Consider the following 21,521-nt stretch of genomic DNA (forward strand, 5'->3'; position numbering starts at 1 on the left):
GCGCGCGCGCCCCGCCCCCCGCGGGCGGGGGGGGGGCGGGGGGGGGGGGGGGGGGGGGGGGGGGCGGTGCGGGGGCGCGGGGGGGGGGGGGGGCCCCCCCCGACGGTGGGCCCTGGGGGCCGGTCAGGCCGGGCGGTTGCGCTCGAAGACCAGGCGCAGGCCGATCAGGGTGAGCCAGGGCTCGTGCACGTCGATGGTGGAGGCCTCGCCGAGGACCAGGGGGGCCAGCCCGCCGGTGGCGATCACCTGGACGTCGTCCGGGTCCTTGGACAGCTCCTTGGCCATCCGGTCGACCAGGCCGTCGACCTGGCCCGCGAAGCCGTACAGGATGCCGGACTGCATGCCCTCGACGGTGTTCTTGCCGATCACGTTGCGGGGCTTGGCCAGCTCGATCTTGCGCAGTTGGGCGCCGCGGAGGCCGAGCGCCTCGACCGAGATCTCGATGCCGGGGGCGATCGCGCCGCCCACGTAGTCGCCGCGGGCGTTGACGGCGTCGAAGGTGGTGGCGGTGCCGAAGTCGACCACGATGCACGGGCCGCCGTACAGGTGGTTGGCGGCCAGGGCGTTGACGATCCGGTCGGCGCCGACCTCCTTGGGGTTGTCCATCAGGACGTGCACCCCGGTCTTCACGCCGGGCTCCACGATCACCGCGGGGACGTCGCCGTAGTAGCGGCGGGTCACCTCGCGCAGCTCGTGGAGCACGGCGGGAACGGACGAGCAGATCGCCAGGCCCTCCACCGCGGCCTCCCGGACCGCGGTGTGGTTGCCCATCAACCCCTGTAGCAGCACTGCCAGTTCATCGGCCGTGCGGCGCGAATCGGTCGAGATCCGCCAATGTTCCACCACGTCCTCGCCGTCGAACAGGCCGAGCGTGGTCTGGGTGTTGCCGACGTCGATGGTGAGGAGCATGGGGCGCTTTCTGCGAGTCGGGACGAGGGTCAGGCGCGCAGGTCGAGGCCGATGTCCAGGATCGGCGAGGAGTGGGTGAGCGCGCCCACCGCCAGGTAGTCGACACCAGTCTGGGCGACCTCGCGCGCGGTGGCCAGGGTCAGGCCGCCGGAGGCCTCCAGCTTCGCCCGGCCGGCCACCAGCTCGACGGCCTCCTTCAGCTGCGGGACGGTGAAGTTGTCCAGCAGGATCAGGTCGGCCCCGGCCGCCAGCACCGGCGGGATCTGCTCCAGGGTGTCGACCTCGATCTCGACCGGCAGGTCGGGGTAGGCGGCCTTGACGGCCCGGAAGGCCTCGGCGACGCCGCCGGCCGCGACCACGTGGTTGTCCTTGACCAGGGCGGCGTCGGACAGGGCCATCCGGTGGTTGGCGCCGCCGCCGCAGCGCACCGCGAACTTCTCCAGCGCGCGCAGGCCCGGGGTCGTCTTGCGGGTGTCCCGGACGACGGCGCCGGTGCCCTCCAGGGCGTCGGCCCAGGCGCGGGTCGCGGTGGCGATGCCGGACAGGTGGCAGAGCAGGTTGAGCGCGCTGCGCTCGGCGGTGAGCAGGTCGCGGGTGCGGGAGCGGACCGACAGCAGCACCTGGCCGGCCTCGACCCGGTCGCCGTCCTGGACGTGCCGCTCGACCTCGAACTCCTCCTCGCAGATCAGCGAGACAACCGCCTCGGCGATCCGCAGGCCGGCCACCACACCGGCCTGGCGGGCGGTGAAGTCGGCGGTGGCGACGGCCTCGGCGGGCACGGTGGCCACCGAGGTGACGTCCTCGCCGCCGGCCAGGTCCTCGGCCAGCGCCAGGGTGGCGATGTCCTCGACCTCGATCGGGTCCAGTCCGGCCTGCTCCAGCAGCTCGGCCAACTGCGGGTCCAGGCCGGTCTCGTAGCCCTCGCCGTCCCCGCAGGCGCAGCCGTCGCCGCAGCCGCCCTGGGCGTCGGCCAGGGGGAGTTCCTCGTGGGAGTGGGTCATGGTTCTACTGCTCCTCAGGGGTGCTGACGGGGTCGCCGGAGGCGGTGAGGGTGGTGATCAGGTGGCGCCGCCAGTGGGCGTCGTCGCGCTCGGGGAAGTCCTCGCGCCAGTGGCAGCCGCGGGTCTCCTCGCGCTGCGCGGCGGCCGCGACCAGCGCGGTGGAGACCAGCAGCAGGTTGGCGGCCTCCCAGGTCTCCACCCGCGGGTCGGCGGGCTTCTCCTCGGCGACGTGCGCGTGGGCCTGCTCGGCGAGCAGGGCCAGCCCGGCGGCGGCGCCGGCCATCGAGGCGGCCGAGCGCAGCACGCCGGCGCCGCGCGACATCAGCCGCTGGATCTCGGCGCGCGACTCGGGGGCGGGCAGCGGCACCGGCCGTGCGGCGCGGGCGGCGGCGACGTCCACGGCGCGCTCGGGCAGTTCGTCGCGGTGGTGCCGGTCGGCGAGGTCGGCGGCGATCCGCTCGGCGAAGACCAGGCCCTCCAGCAGCGAGTTGGAGGCCAGCCGGTTGGCGCCGTGCACCCCGGTGCAGGCGACCTCGCCGCAGGCGTACAGGCCGGGGACGCTGGTGCGGCCGTGCCGGTCGGTGCGGATGCCGCCGGAGGCGTAGTGCGCGGCCGGGGCGACCGGGATCGGCTCGGTGACCGGGTCGATGCCGTGCGCGCGGCAGGAGGCGAGGATGGTCGGGAAGCGCTGCTCCCACATCTCGGCGCCGAAGTGCCGCCCGTCCAGGTACATGTGCTCGGCGCCCTGCTCCTGCATGCGCCGGGTGATCGCCTTGGCGACGATGTCGCGCGGGGCCAGTTCGGCCAGCTCGTGCTGCCCGAGCATGAAGCGGGTGCCGTGCGCGTCCACCAGGTGGGCGCCCTCGCCGCGGACCGCCTCGGAGACCAGCGGCTGCTGGCCCTCGGCCTCCGGGCCGAGCCAGAGCACGGTCGGGTGGAACTGGACGAACTCCAGGTCGGTGACGGCGGCGCCGGCCCGCAGGGCGAGCGCCACGCCGTCGCCGGTGGAGACCGCCGGGTTGGTGGTGGCGGAGAAGACCTGGCCCATGCCGCCGGTGGCGAGCACCACCGCGCGGGCCCGGACGGCGCCGACGCCGTCGCGCTGGCCCTCGCCCATCACGTGCAGGGTGAGGCCGGCGGCGTGCCCGTCGGCGTCGGTGAGCAGGTCGAGGACGAGGGCGTGCTCGATCAGCTCGACGCCGGGGTCGCTGCGGACGGCTTCCACCAGGGCTCGCGATATCTCGGCGCCGGTGGCGTCCCCGCCGGCGTGCGCGATCCGGCGGCGGTGGTGGCCGCCCTCGCGGGTGAGCAGGATCTCGCCGTCGGTGCCGCGGTCGAAGGCGGCGCCGACGGCGATCAGCCGGCGGACGGCGTCCGGGCCCTCGGTGACCAGGGTGCGCACGGCCTCCTCGTCACAGATCCCGGCGCCGGCCACCAGGGTGTCGTCCAGGTGCTGCGCGGGGGTGTCGCCCTCGCCCAGGGCGGCCGCGATGCCGCCCTGGGCCCAGCGGGTGGAGCCGTCGTCCAGCATCGCCTTGGTGACCACCATGGTCCGCAGACCGGCCTTGCGGGCGTTGAGGGCGACGGTGAGGCCGGCCACCCCGGAGCCGACCACGACCACGTCGGTGGTGGCGGTCCAGCCGGGGGCCGGGGCGGTGAGGCGGTGCGTGGCGGACATGGCGTCAGTGGCTCCTTCAGCGCGCGGCGGTCGGGGCCGCGCCGTTGCCGTCACCGTACGCCTCGTCGCCGCGGAGCAGTCCGGTGCCCTCCGGGGCCTCGGCGGGGCCGCCGCCCAGGCCGGTGATCCGGTTCCGCTCGTCCACGAAGACGATGCTCGGTGCGTAGCTCTTGGCCTCGGCCGTGTCCATCTGCCCGTAGGCGATGAGTATGACCAGGTCGCCGGGGTGGACCAGGCGGGCGGCGGCGCCGTTGATGCCGATCACGCCGGAGCCGCGCGGGCCGGCGATGGTGTAGGTCTCCAGCCGGGCGCCGTTGTTGATGTCGACGATGTGGACCAGCTCGCCGGGGAGCAGGTCGGCGGCGTCGAGCAGGTCCTCGTCCACCGTGACGGAGCCGACGTAGTGCAGGTCGGCCTGGGTCACGGTGGCCCGGTGGATCTTGGACTTGAGCATGGTGCGGAGCATTGCGGGTCACGCCTCCTGTGAGTGCATGCCTAAAGGGGAGCTCTTACCGAACGGTTCCGTGCCGGGTGGCCGGCTGCCCAGGTCCTGTCCGGCCGGACAGGACCTAGCGGCAGATGACGTGGACGTTGTCGATCAGGCGGGTGGAACCCACCGTCGCGGCGACGGCCAGCACCGCCGCGCCCTGGAAGTCGTCCGCCGCTTCGCTGAAGTCGTGCGGGTCGACCAGGGCGAGGTAGTCGAGGTTGATGCCCTCGGCCGCGTCCAGGACCGCCGAGGCGGCCTCGCGGACGGCCTTCGGGCCCTGGGCGGCGGCGTCCCGGCCGGCGAACAGCGCCTTGGAGAGGGCGAGGGCCTGCTCGCGCTCGTCGGCGGAGAGGTAGCGGTTGCGCGAGGAGCGCGCCAGCCCGTCCTCCTCGCGGGCGGTCGGCACCCCGACCACCTCGACGTCGAAGTCCAGGTCGGCGACCATCCGCTGGATGATCGCGAGCTGCTGCGCGTCCTTCTCGCCGAAGAACGCGAAGTCCGGGTCGGTGATGTGCAGCAGCTTGGCGACGACGGTCAGCACGCCGTCGAAGTGGCCGGGGCGGGTGGCGCCCTCGAAGCGCTCGCCCATCGGGCCGGCCGACAGGCGCACCTGCGGCCGGCCGTTCGGGTACACCTCGTCGACGGAGGGCGCGAACACCACGTCGGCGCCGTTCTCCTCGGCCAGCTTCACGTCCTCGTCCAGGCTGCGCGGGTAGCGCTCCAGGTCCTCGGCCGGGCCGAACTGCAGCGGGTTGACGAAGACCGTCACCGCGACCCGGCCCTCCTGGCCGACCTGCTTGCGGGCGGCCCGGATCAGCGCGGCGTGGCCCTCGTGCAGCGCGCCCATGGTCATCACGACGGCGTTGTCGACCGGGCGCTCGTCCGGCCAGAACGCGGCCTCGAAGTCGTCCACGGTGCGGGTGACGACGGCCCGGTGGACCTTCGGTGCCCGCTGGGGCTTGTTTCGCTGGGCTTTGCCCGCCATTCCTGCACTCCTTCGCTCATTCGGCTGCGCGAGGTTCCGCCGCCTTGTTACGCTCCGTCCCGTGCAGTAACGCACCGGGCAGGGCTTGTCCGTCATGAGGTCGCTCTGGCGACCGAGTGAGAAGCCCCGGCTCAGGCCGGGGAGGAGTCACTAGCGATTCTCCTCGTTGAGAGCATCCAGCACAGCGGCCGCAGAGTCGGTCGCGAGGGTTCCGTTCGCCACCGCCCGCTGCGCGGTGGCGCGGGCCATCGCGCGGTAGGCCGCCGGGATGTCCGGGGACACCGTACTGAGCTGCGCCAGGTGGCGCCGCACGGTGCCCGCGTCGCCCCGGGCGACCGGGCCGGTGAGGGCCGCGTCGCCGGAGCGCAGGCTGTTGTCCAGGGCGGCGCCGAGCAGCGGGCCGAGCAGCCGGCCGGGCTCGGCGACGCCGGCCGTGCGCAGCAGATCCATCGCCTGCGCGACCAGGGTGACCAGGTGGTTCGCGCCGTGCGCGAGGGCCGTGTGGTAGAGCGGGCGGACCTGCTCCGGCACCCACTCCGGCTCGCCGCCCATCTCCACCACCAGCGCCTCGGCGACCGGCCGCAGTTCCTCGGGGGCGGTCACCCCGAACGGGCAGCCGGCCAGCCGGTCCAGGTCGACGGAGGTGCCGGTGAAGGTCATCGCCGGGTGCAGCGCCAGCGGCAGCGCCCCGGCCCGGGTGGCGGGCTCCAGGATGCCGACGCCGTGCGCGCCGGAGGTGTGCACCAGCAGCTGCCCGGGGCGGACGGCGCCGGTCGCGGCGAGGCCGGCCACCAGGTCGGCCAGCGTGTCGTCCGGCACGGTGAGCAGCACCAGGTCGGCGGCGGCCAGCACCTGCGGCGGGGTGACGATCCGCACCCCCGGCAGCAGTGCCTCGGCGCGGCGGCGGGAGGTGGCGGACACCCCGGAGGCGGCGACCACGGTGTGCCCGGCGAGCTGCAGGGCGGCGCCCAGTGCCGGGCCGACCCGGCCGGTGCCGACCACGCCGACGGCCAGCCGGGCCGGGCGGTTGCCGGGGTCGGTCGGGTCGTCGGGGTAGTTCGGGTGGCTCGGATCGCCGAAGCCGTCGGCGAGCGGGGCGAACCCGCCGTCGGCGGCGTGGTCGGCACTGTCGGACGTGTTCACGGCCCGGCCCTCGTCCTTAGCTCCTCGTTCCGGTCCTCTTCGGGTACCGGACGTACCGGCCCATTCTACGGGCGCTCAGCCGGTCCTCCACGGGGTGCTCCACGGGACGCCCGGGGTGCCCGGGGCCGCTCAGTCCGTCGCCCCGGCCCGGATCAGCCCGGCCTCGTAGGCGAGCACCACGGCCTGGACCCGGTCGCGCAGGCCGAGCTTGGCCAGGATCCGGCCGACGTGGGTCTTCACGGTGGCCTCGGAGAGCACCAGCCGGGCCGCGATCTCGCCGTTCGACAGCCCCTGGGCGACCAGCAGGAACACCTCCCGCTCCCGCTCGGTCAGCGGCCCGAGGGCGTCCGAGCCGGGCGCGCTCTGCGGGGTCGGCAGCACCTCGGCGAAGCGGTCGATCATGCGGCGGGTGGTGGTCGGCGCGACCACCGCGTCCCCGCCGTGCACCGCGCGGATCGCGGCCACCAGCTCGGTCGGCGGGACGTCCTTGAGCAGGAAGCCGCTGGCGCCGGCCTTGAGTGCGGCGAAGGCGTACTCGTCCAGGTCGAAGGTGGTCAGGATGAGCACGTGCGGGGCGTTGGGTACGGGGCTGCCGTCCTCGGCCAGGCAGATCCGGCGGGTGGTCTGCACCCCGTCCAGGCGCGGCATCCGCACGTCCATCAGGATCACGTCCACCTGGGTGTGCCGCAGCTCCTCCAGGGCCCGGGCGCCGTCGCCGGCCTCGGCGACGATCTCGATGTCGCCCTGCGACTGCAGGATCATCCGGAAGCCGGTGCGCAGCAGTTCCTGGTCGTCGACGAGCATCACGCGGATGGTCAAGGTGGCTCCTTCAGGGGGCGTCGGGGGGACCGGGGGGTTAGTGGGCCGCCTTGAGCGGCAGGATGGCGCGGATCCGGAAGCCGCCGCCGGGGCGGGGGCCCACGTCGAGGCTGCCGCTGACCATGCCGACCCGCTCGCGCATGCCGATCAGGCCGTGGCCGAGGCCGTCCGTGCCGCCGACGGCCAGTTGCTCGTCGGTGCTGCCGCGGCCGTCGTCCTCGACCAGGACGGCCAGCTCGCGCTCGCCGAAGTCGACCGCGACCCGGGCGTGCACGTCGGGGCCGCCGTGCTTGCGGACGTTGGTCAGCGCCTCCTGGACGATCCGGTAGACCGTCAGCTCGACGCCGCGCGGCAGCTCGCGCGGATGCCCGGAGGTCGCGTAGTCCACCTGCAGCCCGGCCGTGCGGACCTGCTCCAGCAGTTCCGGCAGCTCCTCGACGCCCGGCTGCGGCACGTACTCCTCGGCGGTGTCGGCGGTGCGCAGCACGCCCAGCAGGCGGCGCATCTCGACCAGCGCCTGCCGGCCGGTGGACGCGATCGTGCCGAGCGCCTCCTTCGCCTGCTGCGGCGAGTTGTCGAGCACGTACGCGGCGCCGTCGGCCTGGACGATCATCACCGAGACGTTGTGTGCGACCACGTCGTGCAGCTCGCGGGCGATCCGGGCGCGCTCGGCGGCCACCGCCACCTTGGACTGGGCGTCCCGCTCGCGCTCCAGCCGGGCGGCGCGGTCCTCCAGCTCGGTCAGGTAGGCGCGGCGCACCCTGGTCAGTCGGCCCCATGCCCAGCACAGGATGAACGGGGTGCTCATCAGCAGCGTGATCAGCGCCGCCTCGCCGAAGGAGTACGGGCGGGTGTGGTAGTCCCCGGCGCCGTTGGCGACCGTCTTCAGCGGGTGGAGCTGCCAGAACACCAGGGGCCCGGCGGCCAGCCCGGCGACCAGTGCCAGCCGGGACGTCCACTTCTGGCCGAAGGCGGCGCCGGTGTACGCGAACACCAGGTAGGCGAGGGAGGAGGCGGCCGGGAGGACGTCGGCGGCCACCTGGCCGAGGCCGAGGCCGGTGGCGGCCGCCACGGTGACGTCGGGGAAGCGTCGGCGGAAGACCATCAGCGCGGGCAGCAGCACCGCGATCAGGATCTGTGCGTCGAAGCGCCAGCCGTCGCTGAAACTGTCGTTCGGCAGCAGGCCGACGAAGAGCACCATCGCAGCCCAGGCGGCGTCGACCACCACGGGGTGACGGCGGAGCCAGGCGTTGAGTCGATGCACGTCTCCAGCCTAGGCAGTCACCTGGCGTGTTCAGGTCCGCCGGTAGGGCGATCCGTCCTACTCCGTAGGTCGGAGACGCACCGTACCGGTGGGGAGGGCGCGCCCGGCTGCGGGTAGCGTCCCGCGCTATGACTTGGATGCGGTGGGCGCCCGCCATGGAGCAGGCCCTGTACGACCCGGACGGCGGCTTCTACCGCAGGTCGGAGGGTCCGGCCGGGCACTTCCGCACCTCGGTGCACGCCTCGCCGCGGTTCGCCCGCGCGGTGGCCCGGCTGCTGCTGGAGGTTGACGCCGCCCTAGGCCGTCCGGAGGAGCTGGCCCTCGTCGACGTCGGGGCCGGGCGCGGTGAACTGCTCACCGGGGTGCTGGCCGAACTGCCCGGCGAGGTGCTGGCGCGGCTGCGCCCGTACGGCGTGGAGATCGCGCGGCGCCCGGCGGGCCTGCCGTCCACAGCCCTGTGGACGGACGAGGTGCCGCGCGGCGTCACCGGGCTGCTGTTCGCCAACGAATGGCTGGACAACGTGCCGCTGGACGTCGGCGAGGTCGACGACGGCGGGGTGCTGCGCTACCGGGAGGTGGACACCGCGACCGGCGGGGAGCGGCTCGGCGGGCCCGCCTCGGCGGCCGACGCGGCCTGGGCCGAGCGCTGGTGGCCGGCCGGGCACCCCGGGGACTCCGTGGAGTTCGGCGGCACCCGGGACGCCGCCTGGGCGCGGGCCGTCGCCGGGCTGGAGCGCGGCCTGGCCGTCGCCGTCGACTACGGGCACACCGCCGACCGGCGCCCGCTGTTCGGCACCCTGACCGGCTTCCGGGGCGGCCGCGAGGTGGCGCCGGTGCCGGACGGCTCCTGCGACGTCACCGCGCACGTCGCTCTGGACTCCGTCGCCGCACCTGGTCTCCACAGCCTGTGGACAACCCAGCGGGACGCCCTGCGCGCCCTCGGCGTGAGCGGTGCCCGGCCGCCGCTCGCGCTCGCCTCCAGCGACCCGGTCGGCTACCTGCGGGCGCTCGGCGGGGCCGGCGAGGGCGCCGAACTGACCGACCCGGCCGGGCTCGGCGCGTTCGGCTGGCTCGCCCAGGCCGTCCGCATGCCGGTACCGGAGGCCCTGGCCGCCCTGCCGGGGTGGCAGACTCTGACCCCATGAGGGAGACCACGGTCGGCATCGGGGCGGGAGCCGAGAACTTCACCGGCGAGGCGGGCACCACCGACATGGTGCTCAACATCGGCCCGCAGCACCCCGCCACGCACGGCGTGCTGCGGCTGCGGCTGGTGCTCGACGGCGAGCGGATCATCACCGCCGAGCCGGTGATCGGCTACATGCACCGGGGCGCGGAGAAACTGTTCGAGGCCCGCGACTACCGGCAGATCATCATGCTGGCCAACCGGCACGACTGGCTCTCCGCCTTCGGCAACGAGCTCGGCGTCGTCCTCGGCGTCGAGCGGATGCTCGGCATGGAGGTCCCCGAGCGGGCGGTGTGGATCCGCACCCTGCTCGCCGAACTCAACCGGGTGCTCAACCACCTGATGTTCCTCGGCTCCTACCCGCTGGAACTCGGCGGCATCACCCCGATCTTCCATGCCTTCACCGGCCGCGAGGACCTCCAGCACGTCCTGGAGGAGGCCTCCGGCGGGCGCATGCACTACATGTTCAACCGGGTCGGCGGCCTCAAGGAGGACCTCCCGGCCGGCTGGCTCGGCCGCGTCCGCACCGCCGTCGCCACCGTCCGCTCCCAGCTGCCGGTCTTCGAGGACCTCGTCCTCGGCAACGAGATCTTCCGCGCCCGCACCGCCGGCGTCGGCATCCTCACCCGGGCCCAGGCCCAGGCGTACGGCGTCAGCGGCCCGATCGCCCGCGCCAGCGGCCTCGACCTCGACCTGCGCCGCGACGAGCCCTACCTCGCGTACGACTCCGACGAGCTGCGGGAGGTGCTCACCGTGGTCACCCGCGAGGAGGGCGACTGCCTGGCCCGGTTCGAGTGCCTGCTGGAGCAGACCCTCAACTCGCTGGACCTCGCCGTCGCCTGCCTCGACAAGATCGCCACCCTGCCGCCCGGCCCGGTCAACCAGCGGCTGCCCAAGGTGCTCAAGGCCCCCGAGGGCAGCACCTACTCCTGGACCGAGAACCCGCTCGGCATCAACGGCTACTACCTGGTCTCGCGCGGCGACAAGACGCCGTGGCGGCTCAAGCTGCGCTCGGCGTCCTTCAACAACGTCCAGGCGCTGACCGAGCTGCTGCCCGGGACGCTGGTCGCGGACATGGTGGCGATCCTCGGGTCGATGTTCTTCGTCGTCGGGGACATCGACAAGTAGGGCCCGGCCCTTCGCGGGCCGGGCCTGCGCAGGTCCCGTGCTTTTCGGGCCCGGTGCTTCCCGGGCTCAGCCCTTCTTCGGCCGCTTGGCCGGGTCGGCCGGGTGCGGGGCCACCTTGCGGTCGCCCTTGGTGGCGATCCGCTCCGCGCACAGGCCGGCCAGCACGTCGTACGCCGCCTTGCCCATCAGCTCGGTCAGCTCGGGGCGGTAGCTGACGTACACCGGGTCCGGCCCCTGGTGCGCCGCCGGGCTGCCGGTGCACCACCAGTGCAGGTCGTGGCCGCCCGGGCCCCAGCCGCGGCGGTCGTACTCGCCGATCGAGACCTGGAGGTAGCGGGTGTCGTCCGGCCGGTCGATCCAGTCGTAGGTGCGGCGGACCGGCAGCTGCCAGCAGACGTCCGGCTTCGTCTCCAGCGGCTCCCGGCCCTCCTTGAGCGCCAGCGCGTGCAGCGCGCAGCCGGCGCCGCCCGCGAAGCCGGGGCTGTTCACGAAGATGCACGCCCCGCCGACCCGGCGGGTCTGGCGGTCGCCGTCCTCGTCGAGCATGGTGATGCCGCCGTCGGACGTGATCCGGCCCGCGGCGTCGGTGCCGTGCGCGAAGTTCTCCCACAGCTCGGGCGTCAGCCGCGCCGCGTGGCCGAGGACGCGCTTCTCGTCGTCCTCGTCCGAGTAGTGCGCGCCCAGCGTGCAGCAGCCGTCCGACTCGCCGCGGCCCTCGCGGATGCCGTGGCAGCCCTGGCCGAAGACGCAACCCCAGCGGGAGGTCAGCCAGGTGAGGTCACAGCGGAACACCTGCTCCTCGTCGTCGGGGTCGGCGAACTCGACCCAGGCGCGCGGGAAGTCGAGCGGGACCTCGTCACGGGGGATCCCGCCGAGCGGGCTCTCGCCGCGCAGGGTCGGCATCGCCAGGTCGACGGGGGCGGGGGAGGCCTTGGACTTCTTCTTGGACGTTTCTGCTGGTGCCACCCGGCAAGGGTAGAGCCTTCGGGCCGGCCGGCCGGGACCCGTCCGGGTGATCCGGGGTGCGCCGTGGCGTCGGCGAGGGCCGGCCGACCGCAGGCTGGAGGGAACCAGGCGGCGCTGTCGGGTTGTCAGATCAGTTTGATGATCTCGCGTCGACCCGTATTGGATGCCCTGGAACACCCCGGATCACCACTGGAGCACCGAGCCGTGACCGCCTCGCCCCGCGCCGCCCACACGGCCGTCCTCGCCGCCCTCGCGGTCCTGGCCGCCGGGTGCGCCTCCGCGCCCGCGCTGCGGGCCCGGACGGCCGCCGCCGCTCCGCTGTGCGACGCCCCGGTGGTGATCGGTCACCGGGGTGCCCCGCGCAACGCCCCCGAGAACACCATGGCCTCCTTCGAAACCGCCCTCGACCAGGGCGCCGACTGGCTGGAGACCGACGTCCAGACCACCAGGGACGGCGTCCCGGTGCTGATGCACGACCCCACGGTGGACCGCACCACCAACGGCAAGGGCGCCGTCGCCGACCTCACCGCCGCCCAGATCGCCGCCCTGGGAGTGACCGTCGGCCCCGGCCCCACCGAGCCCGTCCCCACCCTCCAGGAACTGCTCAAGCGCCTCTCCGACAGCAACGCCACCCTGCTGATGGAGATCAAGTGGCAGCGCGCCGAGGACGTCACCCGGATCGCCCGGATCGCCGCCGCCAGCGGTGCCCGGGTCGTCCTCTACTCGTTCTCGGCGGAGCACCTGCGCCAGGCCCACGCCGCCGCGCCCGCCCTGCCGGTCGTGCTGATCCAGGGCTCCGCGATCGCCGAGGACCCGGGCGACCTGCCGCTGCGCGGCATCGCCCTGGACGCGGCGCTGGCCAGCGCCTCCCGGATCGCCGCCGAGCGCAAGGCGGGCCGCGAGGTGTACGTCTGGACGCTCGACGACGAGGAGTCCTGGCAGCTGATGTCGGCCCGGGACGCCGACGGCCTGATCACCGACACCCCGGGCCCGGCCCGCCGCTGGGTGGACACCAACTGCCGCCCCGAGCGCCGGGCCGGACCGCGCGGCCACTGAGGGCGTCCGGTCGCCGGAGGCGGGGTACGGGCGGGACCAGTGTGAAGACGGTCGAGACCGGTTTCGCCCGGGGCCGGATCGCGTAGCGTGGAGAGTTATGCGACTCGGTGTACTCGACGTAGGTTCCAACACCGTCCACTTCCTCGTGGTGGACGCCCATCCGGGTGCCGCCCCGCTGCCCGCGTACTCGCACAAGGCCGAGCTGCGGCTGGCCGAACTGCTCGACGACGACGGCGCGATAAGCGAGGCAGGCGTCGAGCGGCTGGTCGGCCACATCGCCTCGTCGCTGCGGGTCGCGGAGGACAAGGGCGTCGTCGACATCCTGCCGTTCGCCACCTCCGCCGTCCGGGAGGCCGCCAACGGCGAGGAGGTGCTGCGCCGGGTCGCCACGGAGACCGGGGTGGAGCTGCGGGTGCTGTCCGGGCAGGACGAGGCCCGGCTCACCTTCCTGGCCGTCCGGCGCTGGTTCGGCTGGTCCTCGGGCCGACTGCTCAACCTGGACATCGGCGGCGGCTCGCTGGAGATCGCCTGCGGTCAGGACGAGCAGCCCGACGTCGCCTGCTCGCTGCCGCTGGGCGCCGGCCGGCTCACCGCCCGCTGGCTGCCCGGCGACATCGCCGACCCGGACGGGCTGCGCGGGCTGAGACGCCACATCCGGGCCGAGATGGCCACCGTCGTGGGCGAGGTCGCCCGGCTCGGCGCGCCGCAGCACGCCGTCGCCACCTCCAAGACCTTCAAGCAGCTGGCCCGGATGACCGGCGCCGCCCCCGCCGACGCCGGCCCGTACGCCGACCGCCGGCTCACCCGCAGCGGGCTGTCCGCCTGGCTGCCGCGACTGTCCTCGATGACCGTCGAGGAACGGGCGCGGATCCCCGGCGTCTCCGAGGGCCGCGCCAAGCAGCTGCTGGCCGGGGCACTGGTCGCGGACGCCGCGATGGACCTGTTCGGCCTCGACGAGCTGGACGTCTGCCCGTGGGCGCTGCGCGAGGGCATCATCCTGCGCCGCCTGGACGCCATGGACGGCGCCGCCGACCGCCGCCGCCCGGCCCTCACCCCGTAGGGCCCGCGCGCCGCAGGGCTCCACACCGTGGGCCCCATGGCCCGTCCGGCGGCTCCCGCCGGGGCCGGCCGGGGATCCGGTCCCGTTCGGAGCGCGGTCCGCTTACGCTGTCTCCCGTGGCGCAACCAGCGGGTGAGGACGGGACGCGGGAGGGCCGCGCTCCCGGGGACGGGCAGCCGCGGCCGGACGGCCCGCGCCGCAAACTCGGCAAGGCCGTCAAGGGTGCCACCGGGGCGCAGGCCGCGAAGGCCGTCGAGGCGGCCCGGCGCACCGGGCGCAAGAGCGCGGCGCGCAAGGCCGCCGAGCAGCCGTCCGCGCCCGAGGCGAAGACGCCCGCGGGGGACACGTCCGAGGCGAAGACGACCGCCGGGACGAAGCCTGCCGGGGCGAAGCCCGAAGCGAGGAAGCCCGAAGCGAGGAAGCCCGACGCGCGGAAGCCCGGGACGCGGAAGGCCGCCGCGACGGCAGCCCCCCGGGAGACCCGTACCGCCCGGGCCGCCGGCGCCGCCAAGGCCGCCGTCCAGTCGGTGCGCTCGGTCAAGGCCGCCCGGCGCGACGCCGCCCGCCCGCCGCTGCTGCGCACCACCGACCGGCTGGTGCTGCCCTCGCACCCGGCCCTGCACATCCCCGACACCAAGGTGGTCCTGTCCACCGCGTCGGTGTACCCGGCGGGCACCGCCGTCGCCTTCGAGCTGGCCGCCAAGCTCGGCTACGACGGGGTCGAGGTGATGGTCTGGAACGACCCGGTCAGCCAGGACATCGACGCCCTGCGCCGCCTCTCCGACGCCCACCAGCTGCCGATCCTGGCCGTGCACGCGCCCTGCCTGCTGATCACCCAGCGGGTGTGGACCACCGACCCGTGGACCAAGCTGGTCCGGGCCCGGGCGGCGGCCGAGAAGCTCGGCGCGAGCGCCGTCGTGGTCCACCCGCCGTTCCGCTGGCAGCGCCAGTACGCCCGGGACTTCGTGACGGGCATCAACCGGATGGCGGGCGAGACCGACGTCCGCTTCGCGGTGGAGAACATGTACCCGTGGCGCTACCGCGACCGCGAGGTGCTGGCCTACGCGCCGGGCTGGGACGTCACCGACGAGGAGTACCGGCACTTCACCATCGACCTCTCGCACGTCGCCACCTCCCGGATCGACGCGTTCGCCATGGTCGAGCGGATGGGCGACCGGCTCGCCCACATCCACCTCGCCGACGGCAGCGGCTCCGGCAAGGACGAACACCTGATCCCGGGCCGCGGCAAGCAGCCCTGTGCCGAACTGCTGGAGCACCTGGCCCGTACCGGTTTCGACGGCCACGTGGTGCTGGAGGTCAACACCCGCCGCTCCGCGTCCCCCGCCGAACGCGAGGCCGACCTGGCCGAGGCGCTCGCCTTCACCCGCTTGCACCTGGCCACCCCCTCGCGCGTACGCTGAGGAACCGCGCCCGGCTGGGTGCGAACTTCCTTGGGTAGGGGGAGAGATGACGGATCAACAGGGCTTCCGGGAGATCGCCGATAGCTTCGGCGGGGTTGCCGCCGAGTACGACCGGGGCCGCCCCGGCTACCCGGACGGGCTGTTCGAGGCGCTGGAGCGGTTGTCCGGCCGCAGCCTCAAGGGCGCCCGGGTGCTGGACATCGGCGCCGGCACCGGCATCGCCACCCGGCTGCTGGCCGCGCGCGGCGCCGACGTCGTCGCGGTGGAGCCCAACGCGGGCATGGCCGCCCAGTTCCTGGCCTCCTCGCCGGGCCTGCCGCTGGTCAGGGCCGGCGGTGACGAACTGCCGTTCCACGACGACTCCGCGGACCTGATCAGCTACGCCCAGTCCTTCCACTGGACCCGCACCGAACGGGCCATCCCCGAGGCGATCCGGGTGCTGCGGCCCGGCGGCGCCCTCGCCGTCTGGTGGAACGTGCACGACGAGACCGTGCCCTGGGTCCGGGCCCGGGTGGAGCGGCTGAGCGCCGCGCTGCCCAACTACCACGGCTACGGCCGGGTCGCCGAGTTCACCGCCCTCCTCGCCCCGGCCGGGCTGACGGTCGAACGCGCGGTGCTGCGCTGGGAGCGGCGGGCCACCGTCGACCACGTGCTCGACGACCTGGTCTCCCGCTCGTTCATGGCCGCGCTGTCCCCCGCCGAGCGCGAACCGGTGCTGGCCGTCGAGCGGCAGGCGATGATCGCCGAGTTCCCCGACGGCTGGGTGGTCGAGCCCTACGTCCTGGAGCTGGCGGTGGGGATCACCCCGGCCTGACCTGCACCTTGCCCGACCCGCGCCCGGACGGCCCGCCCGCGTGCCCGCATCGCGGACGGACCGTCCGCCGCCTGGACGGCGGGCGTAGGCTCGGTAGCCACAGCGGCCCCCGCATCCTCCTACCGGCGGGGCGCCGGCGAGAGCCCCGAAGGAGTGGAGCACAGTGCCCGAGCTGAGGTCCCGTACGGTCACCCACGGTCGCAACATGGCAGGCGCCCGGGCGCTTCTCCGGGCCGCCGGCGTAGCCCGCGAGGACTTCGGCAAGCCGATCATCGCGGTCGCCAACTCCTTCACCGAGTTCGTCCCGGGCCACACCCACCTCCAGCCGGTCGGCCGGATCGTCTCCGAGGCGATCAAGCAGGCGGGCGGCATCCCGCGCGAGTTCAACACCATCGCCGTGGACGACGGCATCGCGATGGGCCACAGCGGCATGCTCTACTCGCTGCCCTCGCGCGACCTGATCGCCGACTCGGTCGAGTACATGGTCAACGCGCACTGCGCCGACGCGCTGATCTGCATCTCCAACTGCGACAAGATCACCCCGGGCATGCTGATGGCCGCGCTGCGCCTGAACATCCCGACCGTCTTCGTCTCCGGCGGCCCGATGGAGGCCGGCAAGGCCACCCTCGTCGACGGCACCGTGCGCAGGCTCGACCTGATCGACGCGATCTCCCAGGCGGCCAACGAGAACGTCTCCGACGAGGACATCGCGATCATCGAGGAGAACGCCTGCCCCACCTGCGGCTCGTGCTCCGGCATGTTCACCGCCAACTCGATGAACTGCCTCACCGAGGCCATCGGCCTCTCGCTGCCCGGCAACGGCTCCGTCCTCGCCACCCACACCGCCCGCAAGGCCCTGTACGAGCGGGCCGGGCGGGCGGTCGTCGAGATCGCGGACCGCCACTACGGCCAGGACGACGCCTCGGTGCTGCCCCGCGCGATCGCCACCCGCGCCGCCTTCGAGAACGCCATGGCCCTGGACATCGCCATGGGCGGCTCGACCAACACCATCCTGCACCTGCTCGCCGCCGCCCAGGAGGCCGAGCTGGACTTCGACCTGCGGGCCATTGACGCCGTCTCCCGCCGGGTGCCCTGCCTGTCCAAGGTCGCGCCCAACGGCTCGTACTACATGGAGGACGTGCACCGGGCCGGCGGCGTCCCCGCCATCCTCGGCGAGCTGTACCGCGGCGGAATGCTCAACGAGGACGTCCACACCGTCCACTCCGACTCGCTCGCCGAGTGGCTCAAGACCTGGGACGTGCGCGGCGGTTCGCCCTCCGCCGAGGCCGTCGAACTGTGGCACGCCGCCCCCGGCTGCGTCCGCTCCGCCGAGGCCTTCTCGCAGTCCGAGCGCTGGGAGTCGCTGGACACCGACGCCGCCAAGGGCTGCATCCGCAGCGTCGAGCACGCCTACTCGCTCGAGGGCGGCCTCGCCGTCCTGCACGGCAACCTCGCCGAGGACGGCTGCATCGTGAAGACCGCCGGCGTCGACGAGTCGATCTGGACCTTCAGCGGCCCGGCCGTGGTCGTCGAGTCCCAGGACGACGCCGTCGAGGCGATCCTCGCCAAGCGGGTCAAGGAGGGCGACGTCGTCGTCATCCGCTACGAGGGCCCCAAGGGCGGCCCGGGCATGCAGGAGATGCTCTACCCGACGTCCTTCCTCAAGGGCCGCGGCCTCGGCAAGGCCTGCGCGCTGGTCACCGACGGCCGCTTCTCCGGCGGCACCTCCGGCCTGTCCATCGGCCACGCCTCCCCGGAGGCCGCCTCCGGCGGCACCATCGCCCTGGTCGAGGACGGCGACACCATCGCCATCGACATCCCCGGCCGGAGCATCTCCCTGGAGGTGCCCGACGAGGTCCTGGCCGAGCGCCGCCGCGCCCTGGAGGCCGCGGGCGGCTACCGCCCGAAGAACCGCGACCGCCAGGTCAGCCAGGCCCTGCGCGCCTACGCCGCGATGGCCACCTCCGCCGACAAGGGCGCCGTCCGCGACGTCACCAAGCTCGGCTGAGCCCCGCGGCACCGCAGCACCGCAGGAGCCGTCCCGCAGGCCGGGGCGGCTCCTCGCGCGTTGGGTGATAATCGACCCCGTGAGCGAGCAGCCCCCCACCCCCGCACCCAAGCCCGCCGGCGCCCCCGAGCCGGAGCCGATCCGCTGGTTCGGCACCAGCTGGGTGAACCGGGACAACGGCTACTGGCTGCGCCGCGTCGCCGTGTCGGCCGGCGCGCTGGTCACGACCGCCGCCGCCGTCCTGCTGCTGCGCTTCGGCGTCGAGGGCGTCGCCCTCTCCGACGGCGGCGGCTTCCTGAACGGGCTGCTGACGGCCGCGATCGCGGTCTGCTCGATGATGTGCGTCATGCGCACCTGGAAGGTCCTCACCGAGGGCAAGGACCAGCTGAGCGGCTGGATGGCCGAGGACAAGTCGCTCGGCGCGGTCTGGCTCATCGGCGGCGCCGGCAGCCTGGCCGCCTACTTCGCCCGCAGCCTGGTCGAGGCCCCCGGCGAGGCGGTCAGGCGCTCCTCGTACGAGCGGGCCGTCGCCCAGTACGAGAAGCGCCAGGCGGGCCGCAGCGGCCGGCCCGGCACCAAGGCGCCGGGCCGGGGCAAGCGCAAGGGCTGAGCCTCAGAGGCGGCTGGCCGCGCCGCACTCGTCGCGGGTCGACAGGTCCTTGCGGCGGTCGTACGGGTCGGTCGTGGGGCCGGTCGGACGGCTGCCCGGGGCGTCCGGCGACTGCGCCGCGAACTGGTCGAACTCCGGGTGGTAGTAGCCGTCGTAGACGTCGCAGGACGAGTTGGCGGACTCCGACCCGCCGCCCTCGCCGAACACGAGCTTCTTCGGGTTGACCCGGTAGCGGGCCGGGTCGTAGAAGCGGAAGTTCTCGACCCGGCGCACGATCGTGCGCGTGGTCCAGGTGTCCCCGGCCACGTCGGCCGTCGGCACCAGCAGACCCACCGGCACCAGCAGACCCACCGGCTTGGCCGTGCCGTCCTTCGGCGCGGCCGGCTTCGTCGGCGGCTGCCCGCCCGTCGGCGGCTGGGGTGACGCGGCGCGCTTGGCGGCGTCCGGGCCGGGGCGCATCGCGTACACGTAGCTGAAGTCGGCGTGGACGAGGAGGCCCTTGTCCCCGTCGCCCTCGAAGGTGATCCGGCCCTGCACCTTGACCGTGTCGCCCACCTGGACGGCCTCGCGCTGGTCGAAGCGGCTGAACCAGGTGGTCGGGTCGGTGTCCTTGGCGGGGTTGGCCAGCGCGTTGATCGCGCGGTCCCGGTCCTCCCGGTCCAGCAGCGCCAGGGCGGCTTCCGGCCGGCCGCCCGCGATCACCTGCGGGTCCAGGTTGGCGGCGGTCAGGTAGTCCTTGACCAACTGCAGCTGGGCACCGACCTGTTCGGCGGAGAACACGCCGGTGGCCCGGGCGTCGGGCAGGACGAAGGCCTCCGCGCCGCTCGGCCAGCCCTCGGCGACGGAACCGGCCCACGGGTGGTCCACGGTCGGCTGCTGCTCGTCGACCTTCGGCGGCGCGGCGGTCGGCTGGGCCGTCTCCGGGGCGACGGTGGGCACGGGGGTATGGGCGTTCGAGGAGCCCCCGCCGTAGTGGTCGGAGTACCAGCTGCGCAGCCCGTCGAGGTTCAGGGCCGCGAGCAGCACCGCGATGGTCAGCACGACGTACAGCGGCGCGCGCCAGTCCAGCCGGCGGCGGCGCGGGCGCGGGTTGCCCCAGGGGTCGGTCACCGGGGGCTTCGGCGTGCGGCCGAACCGGCGGCCGGCCTTGGCCGGGCCGTCGTTGACCGAGCGGCGGCCGCCCGGGTCGACCGGCGGGGTGTGCTTCCATCGGGCGGCCAGCATCCGGGTGCGCCCGGACTGCTCGGTGACGGCGGCCCCCTTGACGAACTCCTCGTCCAGGACGAGGTCGGCGAACGGGTCCTTCTCACCCGCTCCGGACGGGTCGGACCCGCCCGGCTCACGGCCCTCGGCGGGGCGCGGTTGTGGATCTTCGGCTATCGGCATCGCGCCAGTATGCCGACGGGGTGTGACGATTCGTCGATCGGGGGCACACCTTGTGGTGAACTCGTGCGCGGGCGCGGCGATCCGTCCCGGCCTGTGCCGTTCCGGCCAGGTATGGGCGAGTCCGGGCCGCCCTGCGAGGGCGTCAGTCCTTGGTGCGGGCCTGCTTCACCGACCCCACGATCCCGGCGACGGCCAGCAGGATGCCGGCCGGCAGCAGCGCCAGGAAGAACGCGCCGAACAGGCCCGCGTCCCCGAGCAGCAGCTGCGCCAGCATGTCCAGCACCAGCAGTCCGCCGGCCGCCGGGAGGGCCGACTGCCACGGGTGGTCGTTCGCCCAGCGGCGCAGCCGCCGTTCGGAGGTGTCGCGGCGCAGCTGCCCGCCGACGGTGCCGACCAGGAAGAAGAAGAACAGGGCCCAGCCGGCCGGCCCGGCCAGCATGCCCAGTGACCAGTGCCCGGAGATCGCGTCGATCCCCAGGGCGGTCGCACCCACCACCGCACCGACCCCCGCGGCCGTCCGCCACGGTCCCACGGTCGCCGAGGCGACGGCGAGTTGCCGGTTCTCACGTCGGGACATTTCGTCGTGTGCCATGACTCCACGGTGCTCCCGCGCGGCGCCGGAGGCCATAGGGGAAACCCCCGAGATTCTCCCTAGGGACGAGGTCGGGCAACTCGTCGTCGACCACGGGCTGGACGGTCCCGGCGGGTGCCCCCGCGCGGTGCGAGGATGGCCGCAGTACCGAGGTAAGGAGCGGCCATGGGCGCCAGCGCAGCACACGGACAGAAGATCGCCTTCCTGGGCACGGGCAAGATCGGCGAGGCCCTGCTCTCCGGCCTGCTGCGGGCCGGCAAGGACCCGGCGGACGTCCTGGTGACCGCCCGCCGCCCCGAGCGCGCCGCCGAACTCGCCGCCCGCTACGGCGTGGTGGCCGCCTCCAACGCCGAGGCCGCCAAGCTCGCCGACACCCTGATCCTCGCCGTCAAGCCGCAGGACATGGGCACCCTGCTGGAGGAGCTGGCCCCGCACGTCGGCGCGGACCGGCTGGTGATCTCGGCCGCGGCCGGCATCCCCACCGCCTGGTTCGAGGAGCGGCTGGCGGCCGGCACCCCGGTGGTCCGGGTGATGCCCAACACGCCGGTCCTGGTGGACGAGGGGATGAGCGTCATCTCCGGCGGCTCGCACGCCACCGAGGAGCACCTGGAGCGGGCCGAGGAGATCTTCAGCTCGGTCGGCAAGGCGCTGCGGCTGCCCGAGGCCCAGCAGGACGCGGCCACCGCGCTCTCCGGCTCCGGCCCGGCCTACTTCTACTTCCTGGTCGAGGCGATGACCGACGCCGGCATCCTGCTCGGCCTGCCCCGGCAGGTGGCGCACGACCTGATCGTGCAGTCCGCGATCGGCGCCTCGGTGATGCTGCGCGACTCCGGCGAGCACCCGGTGAAGCTGCGCGAGGCCGTCACCTCCCCGGCCGGCACCACGATCGCGGCCATCCGCGAGCTGGAGAACCACGGGGTGCGGGCCGCGCTGCTGGGCGCCCTGGAGGCGGCCCGGGACCGCTCCCGGGAGCTCGCCTCCGGGGGCAAGTAGCCGACTGGGTAGGCT

At 74.2% G+C, this 21,521-nt stretch carries 20 protein-coding genes; 9 read left to right on the forward strand and 11 right to left on the reverse strand.

Features of this window, described 5'->3' with window-relative positions:
* Window positions 1-123 precede the first annotated feature (123 nt).
* From ACFV6D_RS03870 to ACFV6D_RS03905, 8 genes are all read right to left on the reverse strand, one after another.
* Window positions 124-909, reverse strand: a complete 786-nt coding sequence (locus ACFV6D_RS03870) for a type III pantothenate kinase (RefSeq protein ID WP_063348829.1) — start codon at window positions 907-909, stop codon at window positions 124-126.
* 29 nt (window positions 910-938) lie between these two features.
* Window positions 939-1,910 carry a carboxylating nicotinate-nucleotide diphosphorylase gene (gene nadC, locus ACFV6D_RS03875; RefSeq protein WP_063348830.1) on the reverse strand — a complete coding sequence of 324 codons (972 nt, stop codon included), beginning with the start codon at window positions 1,908-1,910 and terminating at the stop codon, window positions 939-941.
* A 4-nt stretch (window positions 1,911-1,914) separates the two neighbouring features.
* Complete coding sequence (locus ACFV6D_RS03880) at window positions 1,915-3,588, reverse strand: L-aspartate oxidase (RefSeq protein WP_380558219.1); 1,674 nt, start codon at window positions 3,586-3,588, stop codon at window positions 1,915-1,917.
* A gap of 16 nt (window positions 3,589-3,604) precedes the next feature.
* Window positions 3,605-4,054: an aspartate 1-decarboxylase gene (panD, locus tag ACFV6D_RS03885; protein WP_380490810.1), complete on the reverse strand. Its 450-nt coding sequence runs from the start codon at window positions 4,052-4,054 to the stop codon at window positions 3,605-3,607.
* A gap of 103 nt (window positions 4,055-4,157) precedes the next feature.
* The gene (gene panC / locus ACFV6D_RS03890; protein WP_380558222.1) at window positions 4,158-5,063 is read right to left on the reverse strand and encodes a pantoate--beta-alanine ligase; all 906 of its coding nucleotides are present in this window, start codon (window positions 5,061-5,063) and stop codon (window positions 4,158-4,160) included.
* A gap of 150 nt (window positions 5,064-5,213) precedes the next feature.
* Window positions 5,214-6,077, reverse strand: coding sequence for a Rossmann-like and DUF2520 domain-containing protein (locus ACFV6D_RS03895; protein WP_380558358.1), 864 nt, complete (start codon window positions 6,075-6,077; stop codon window positions 5,214-5,216).
* Window positions 6,078-6,335: 258 nt separating this feature from the next.
* Entirely contained in the window at window positions 6,336-7,025 is a 690-nt protein-coding gene (locus ACFV6D_RS03900) for a response regulator transcription factor (RefSeq protein ID WP_063348833.1), read from the reverse strand.
* 37 nt (window positions 7,026-7,062) lie between these two features.
* Window positions 7,063-8,289 carry a sensor histidine kinase gene (locus tag ACFV6D_RS03905; RefSeq protein ID WP_380375895.1) on the reverse strand — a complete coding sequence of 409 codons (1,227 nt, stop codon included), beginning with the start codon at window positions 8,287-8,289 and terminating at the stop codon, window positions 7,063-7,065.
* A gap of 128 nt (window positions 8,290-8,417) precedes the next feature.
* Here ACFV6D_RS03905 and ACFV6D_RS03910 point away from each other — a divergent pair, with 128 nt between their 5' ends.
* A complete protein-coding gene (locus ACFV6D_RS03910) occupies window positions 8,418-9,434 on the forward strand; it encodes an SAM-dependent methyltransferase (protein ID WP_380558225.1) in 1,017 nt (338 codons plus the stop codon).
* Window positions 9,431-10,600 carry an NADH-quinone oxidoreductase subunit D gene (locus ACFV6D_RS03915; RefSeq protein WP_380426389.1) on the forward strand — a complete coding sequence of 390 codons (1,170 nt, stop codon included), beginning with the start codon at window positions 9,431-9,433 and terminating at the stop codon, window positions 10,598-10,600. Before ACFV6D_RS03910 ends, ACFV6D_RS03915 begins: the two co-directional genes overlap by 4 nt.
* A 66-nt stretch (window positions 10,601-10,666) precedes the next feature.
* Here ACFV6D_RS03915 and ACFV6D_RS03920 read toward each other — a convergent pair whose 3' ends face one another.
* Complete coding sequence (locus ACFV6D_RS03920) at window positions 10,667-11,503, reverse strand: hypothetical protein (RefSeq protein ID WP_063348837.1); 837 nt, start codon at window positions 11,501-11,503, stop codon at window positions 10,667-10,669.
* Window positions 11,504-11,770: 267 nt separating this feature from the next.
* Between ACFV6D_RS03920 and ACFV6D_RS03925 the strand changes: the two genes are divergently transcribed.
* From ACFV6D_RS03925 to ACFV6D_RS03950, 6 genes are all read left to right on the forward strand, one after another.
* A complete protein-coding gene (locus tag ACFV6D_RS03925) occupies window positions 11,771-12,622 on the forward strand; it encodes a glycerophosphodiester phosphodiesterase (protein ID WP_380558228.1) in 852 nt (283 codons plus the stop codon).
* 97 nt (window positions 12,623-12,719) lie between these two features.
* Window positions 12,720-13,682 carry a Ppx/GppA family phosphatase gene (locus ACFV6D_RS03930; RefSeq protein ID WP_380375902.1) on the forward strand — a complete coding sequence of 321 codons (963 nt, stop codon included), beginning with the start codon at window positions 12,720-12,722 and terminating at the stop codon, window positions 13,680-13,682.
* 593 nt (window positions 13,683-14,275) lie between these two features.
* Window positions 14,276-15,103, forward strand: coding sequence for a sugar phosphate isomerase/epimerase (locus ACFV6D_RS03935; RefSeq protein WP_079136295.1), 828 nt, complete (start codon window positions 14,276-14,278; stop codon window positions 15,101-15,103).
* A 46-nt stretch (window positions 15,104-15,149) separates the two neighbouring features.
* Entirely contained in the window at window positions 15,150-15,917 is a 768-nt protein-coding gene (locus ACFV6D_RS03940; protein WP_380558231.1) for a class I SAM-dependent methyltransferase, read from the forward strand.
* A 163-nt stretch (window positions 15,918-16,080) separates the two neighbouring features.
* The gene (gene ilvD, locus ACFV6D_RS03945) at window positions 16,081-17,925 is read left to right on the forward strand and encodes a dihydroxy-acid dehydratase (RefSeq protein ID WP_063348841.1); all 1,845 of its coding nucleotides are present in this window, start codon (window positions 16,081-16,083) and stop codon (window positions 17,923-17,925) included.
* 79 nt (window positions 17,926-18,004) lie between these two features.
* Complete coding sequence (locus ACFV6D_RS03950; protein ID WP_380558234.1) at window positions 18,005-18,535, forward strand: hypothetical protein; 531 nt, start codon at window positions 18,005-18,007, stop codon at window positions 18,533-18,535.
* A gap of 3 nt (window positions 18,536-18,538) precedes the next feature.
* Here ACFV6D_RS03950 and ACFV6D_RS03955 read toward each other — a convergent pair whose 3' ends face one another.
* Window positions 18,539-19,921, reverse strand: coding sequence for a hypothetical protein (locus ACFV6D_RS03955; protein WP_380558237.1), 1,383 nt, complete (start codon window positions 19,919-19,921; stop codon window positions 18,539-18,541).
* 142 nt (window positions 19,922-20,063) lie between these two features.
* The gene (locus tag ACFV6D_RS03960) at window positions 20,064-20,513 is read right to left on the reverse strand and encodes a hypothetical protein (protein WP_159398487.1); all 450 of its coding nucleotides are present in this window, start codon (window positions 20,511-20,513) and stop codon (window positions 20,064-20,066) included.
* Between the two features lie 165 nt (window positions 20,514-20,678).
* On the opposite strand from ACFV6D_RS03960, the gene proC reads away from it, so the two are divergent.
* A complete protein-coding gene (gene proC / locus ACFV6D_RS03965; RefSeq protein ID WP_063348845.1) occupies window positions 20,679-21,506 on the forward strand; it encodes a pyrroline-5-carboxylate reductase in 828 nt (275 codons plus the stop codon).
* Window positions 21,507-21,521: the final 15 nt, after the last annotated feature.

Origin of the sequence: Kitasatospora sp. NPDC059812 (assembly GCF_042732075.1) — a bacterium.
In the GTDB taxonomy this organism is placed as follows: domain Bacteria; phylum Actinomycetota; class Actinomycetes; order Streptomycetales; family Streptomycetaceae; genus Kitasatospora.

Excerpts from the sequence above, each read along its gene's own strand:
- ACFV6D_RS03870 (WP_063348829.1), bottom strand. The coding sequence starts at position 909 with ATGCTCCTCACCATCGACGTCGGCAACACCCAGACCACGCTCGGCCTG.
- nadC (WP_063348830.1), bottom strand. The coding sequence starts at position 1,910 with ATGACCCACTCCCACGAGGAACTCCCCCTGGCCGACGCCCAGGGCGGC.
- ACFV6D_RS03880 (WP_380558219.1), bottom strand. The coding sequence starts at position 3,588 with ATGTCCGCCACGCACCGCCTCACCGCCCCGGCCCCCGGCTGGACCGCC.
- panD (WP_380490810.1), bottom strand. The coding sequence starts at position 4,054 with ATGCTCCGCACCATGCTCAAGTCCAAGATCCACCGGGCCACCGTGACC.
- panC (WP_380558222.1), bottom strand. The coding sequence starts at position 5,063 with ATGGCGGGCAAAGCCCAGCGAAACAAGCCCCAGCGGGCACCGAAGGTC.
- ACFV6D_RS03910 (WP_380558225.1), top strand. The coding sequence starts at position 8,418 with ATGACTTGGATGCGGTGGGCGCCCGCCATGGAGCAGGCCCTGTACGAC.
- ACFV6D_RS03915 (WP_380426389.1), top strand. The coding sequence starts at position 9,431 with ATGAGGGAGACCACGGTCGGCATCGGGGCGGGAGCCGAGAACTTCACC.
- ACFV6D_RS03920 (WP_063348837.1), bottom strand. The coding sequence starts at position 11,503 with ATGCCGACCCTGCGCGGCGAGAGCCCGCTCGGCGGGATCCCCCGTGAC.
- ACFV6D_RS03930 (WP_380375902.1), top strand. The coding sequence starts at position 12,720 with ATGCGACTCGGTGTACTCGACGTAGGTTCCAACACCGTCCACTTCCTC.
- ACFV6D_RS03940 (WP_380558231.1), top strand. The coding sequence starts at position 15,150 with ATGACGGATCAACAGGGCTTCCGGGAGATCGCCGATAGCTTCGGCGGG.
- ACFV6D_RS03955 (WP_380558237.1), bottom strand. The coding sequence starts at position 19,921 with ATGCCGATAGCCGAAGATCCACAACCGCGCCCCGCCGAGGGCCGTGAG.
- ACFV6D_RS03960 (WP_159398487.1), bottom strand. The coding sequence starts at position 20,513 with ATGGCACACGACGAAATGTCCCGACGTGAGAACCGGCAACTCGCCGTC.
- proC (WP_063348845.1), top strand. The coding sequence starts at position 20,679 with ATGGGCGCCAGCGCAGCACACGGACAGAAGATCGCCTTCCTGGGCACG.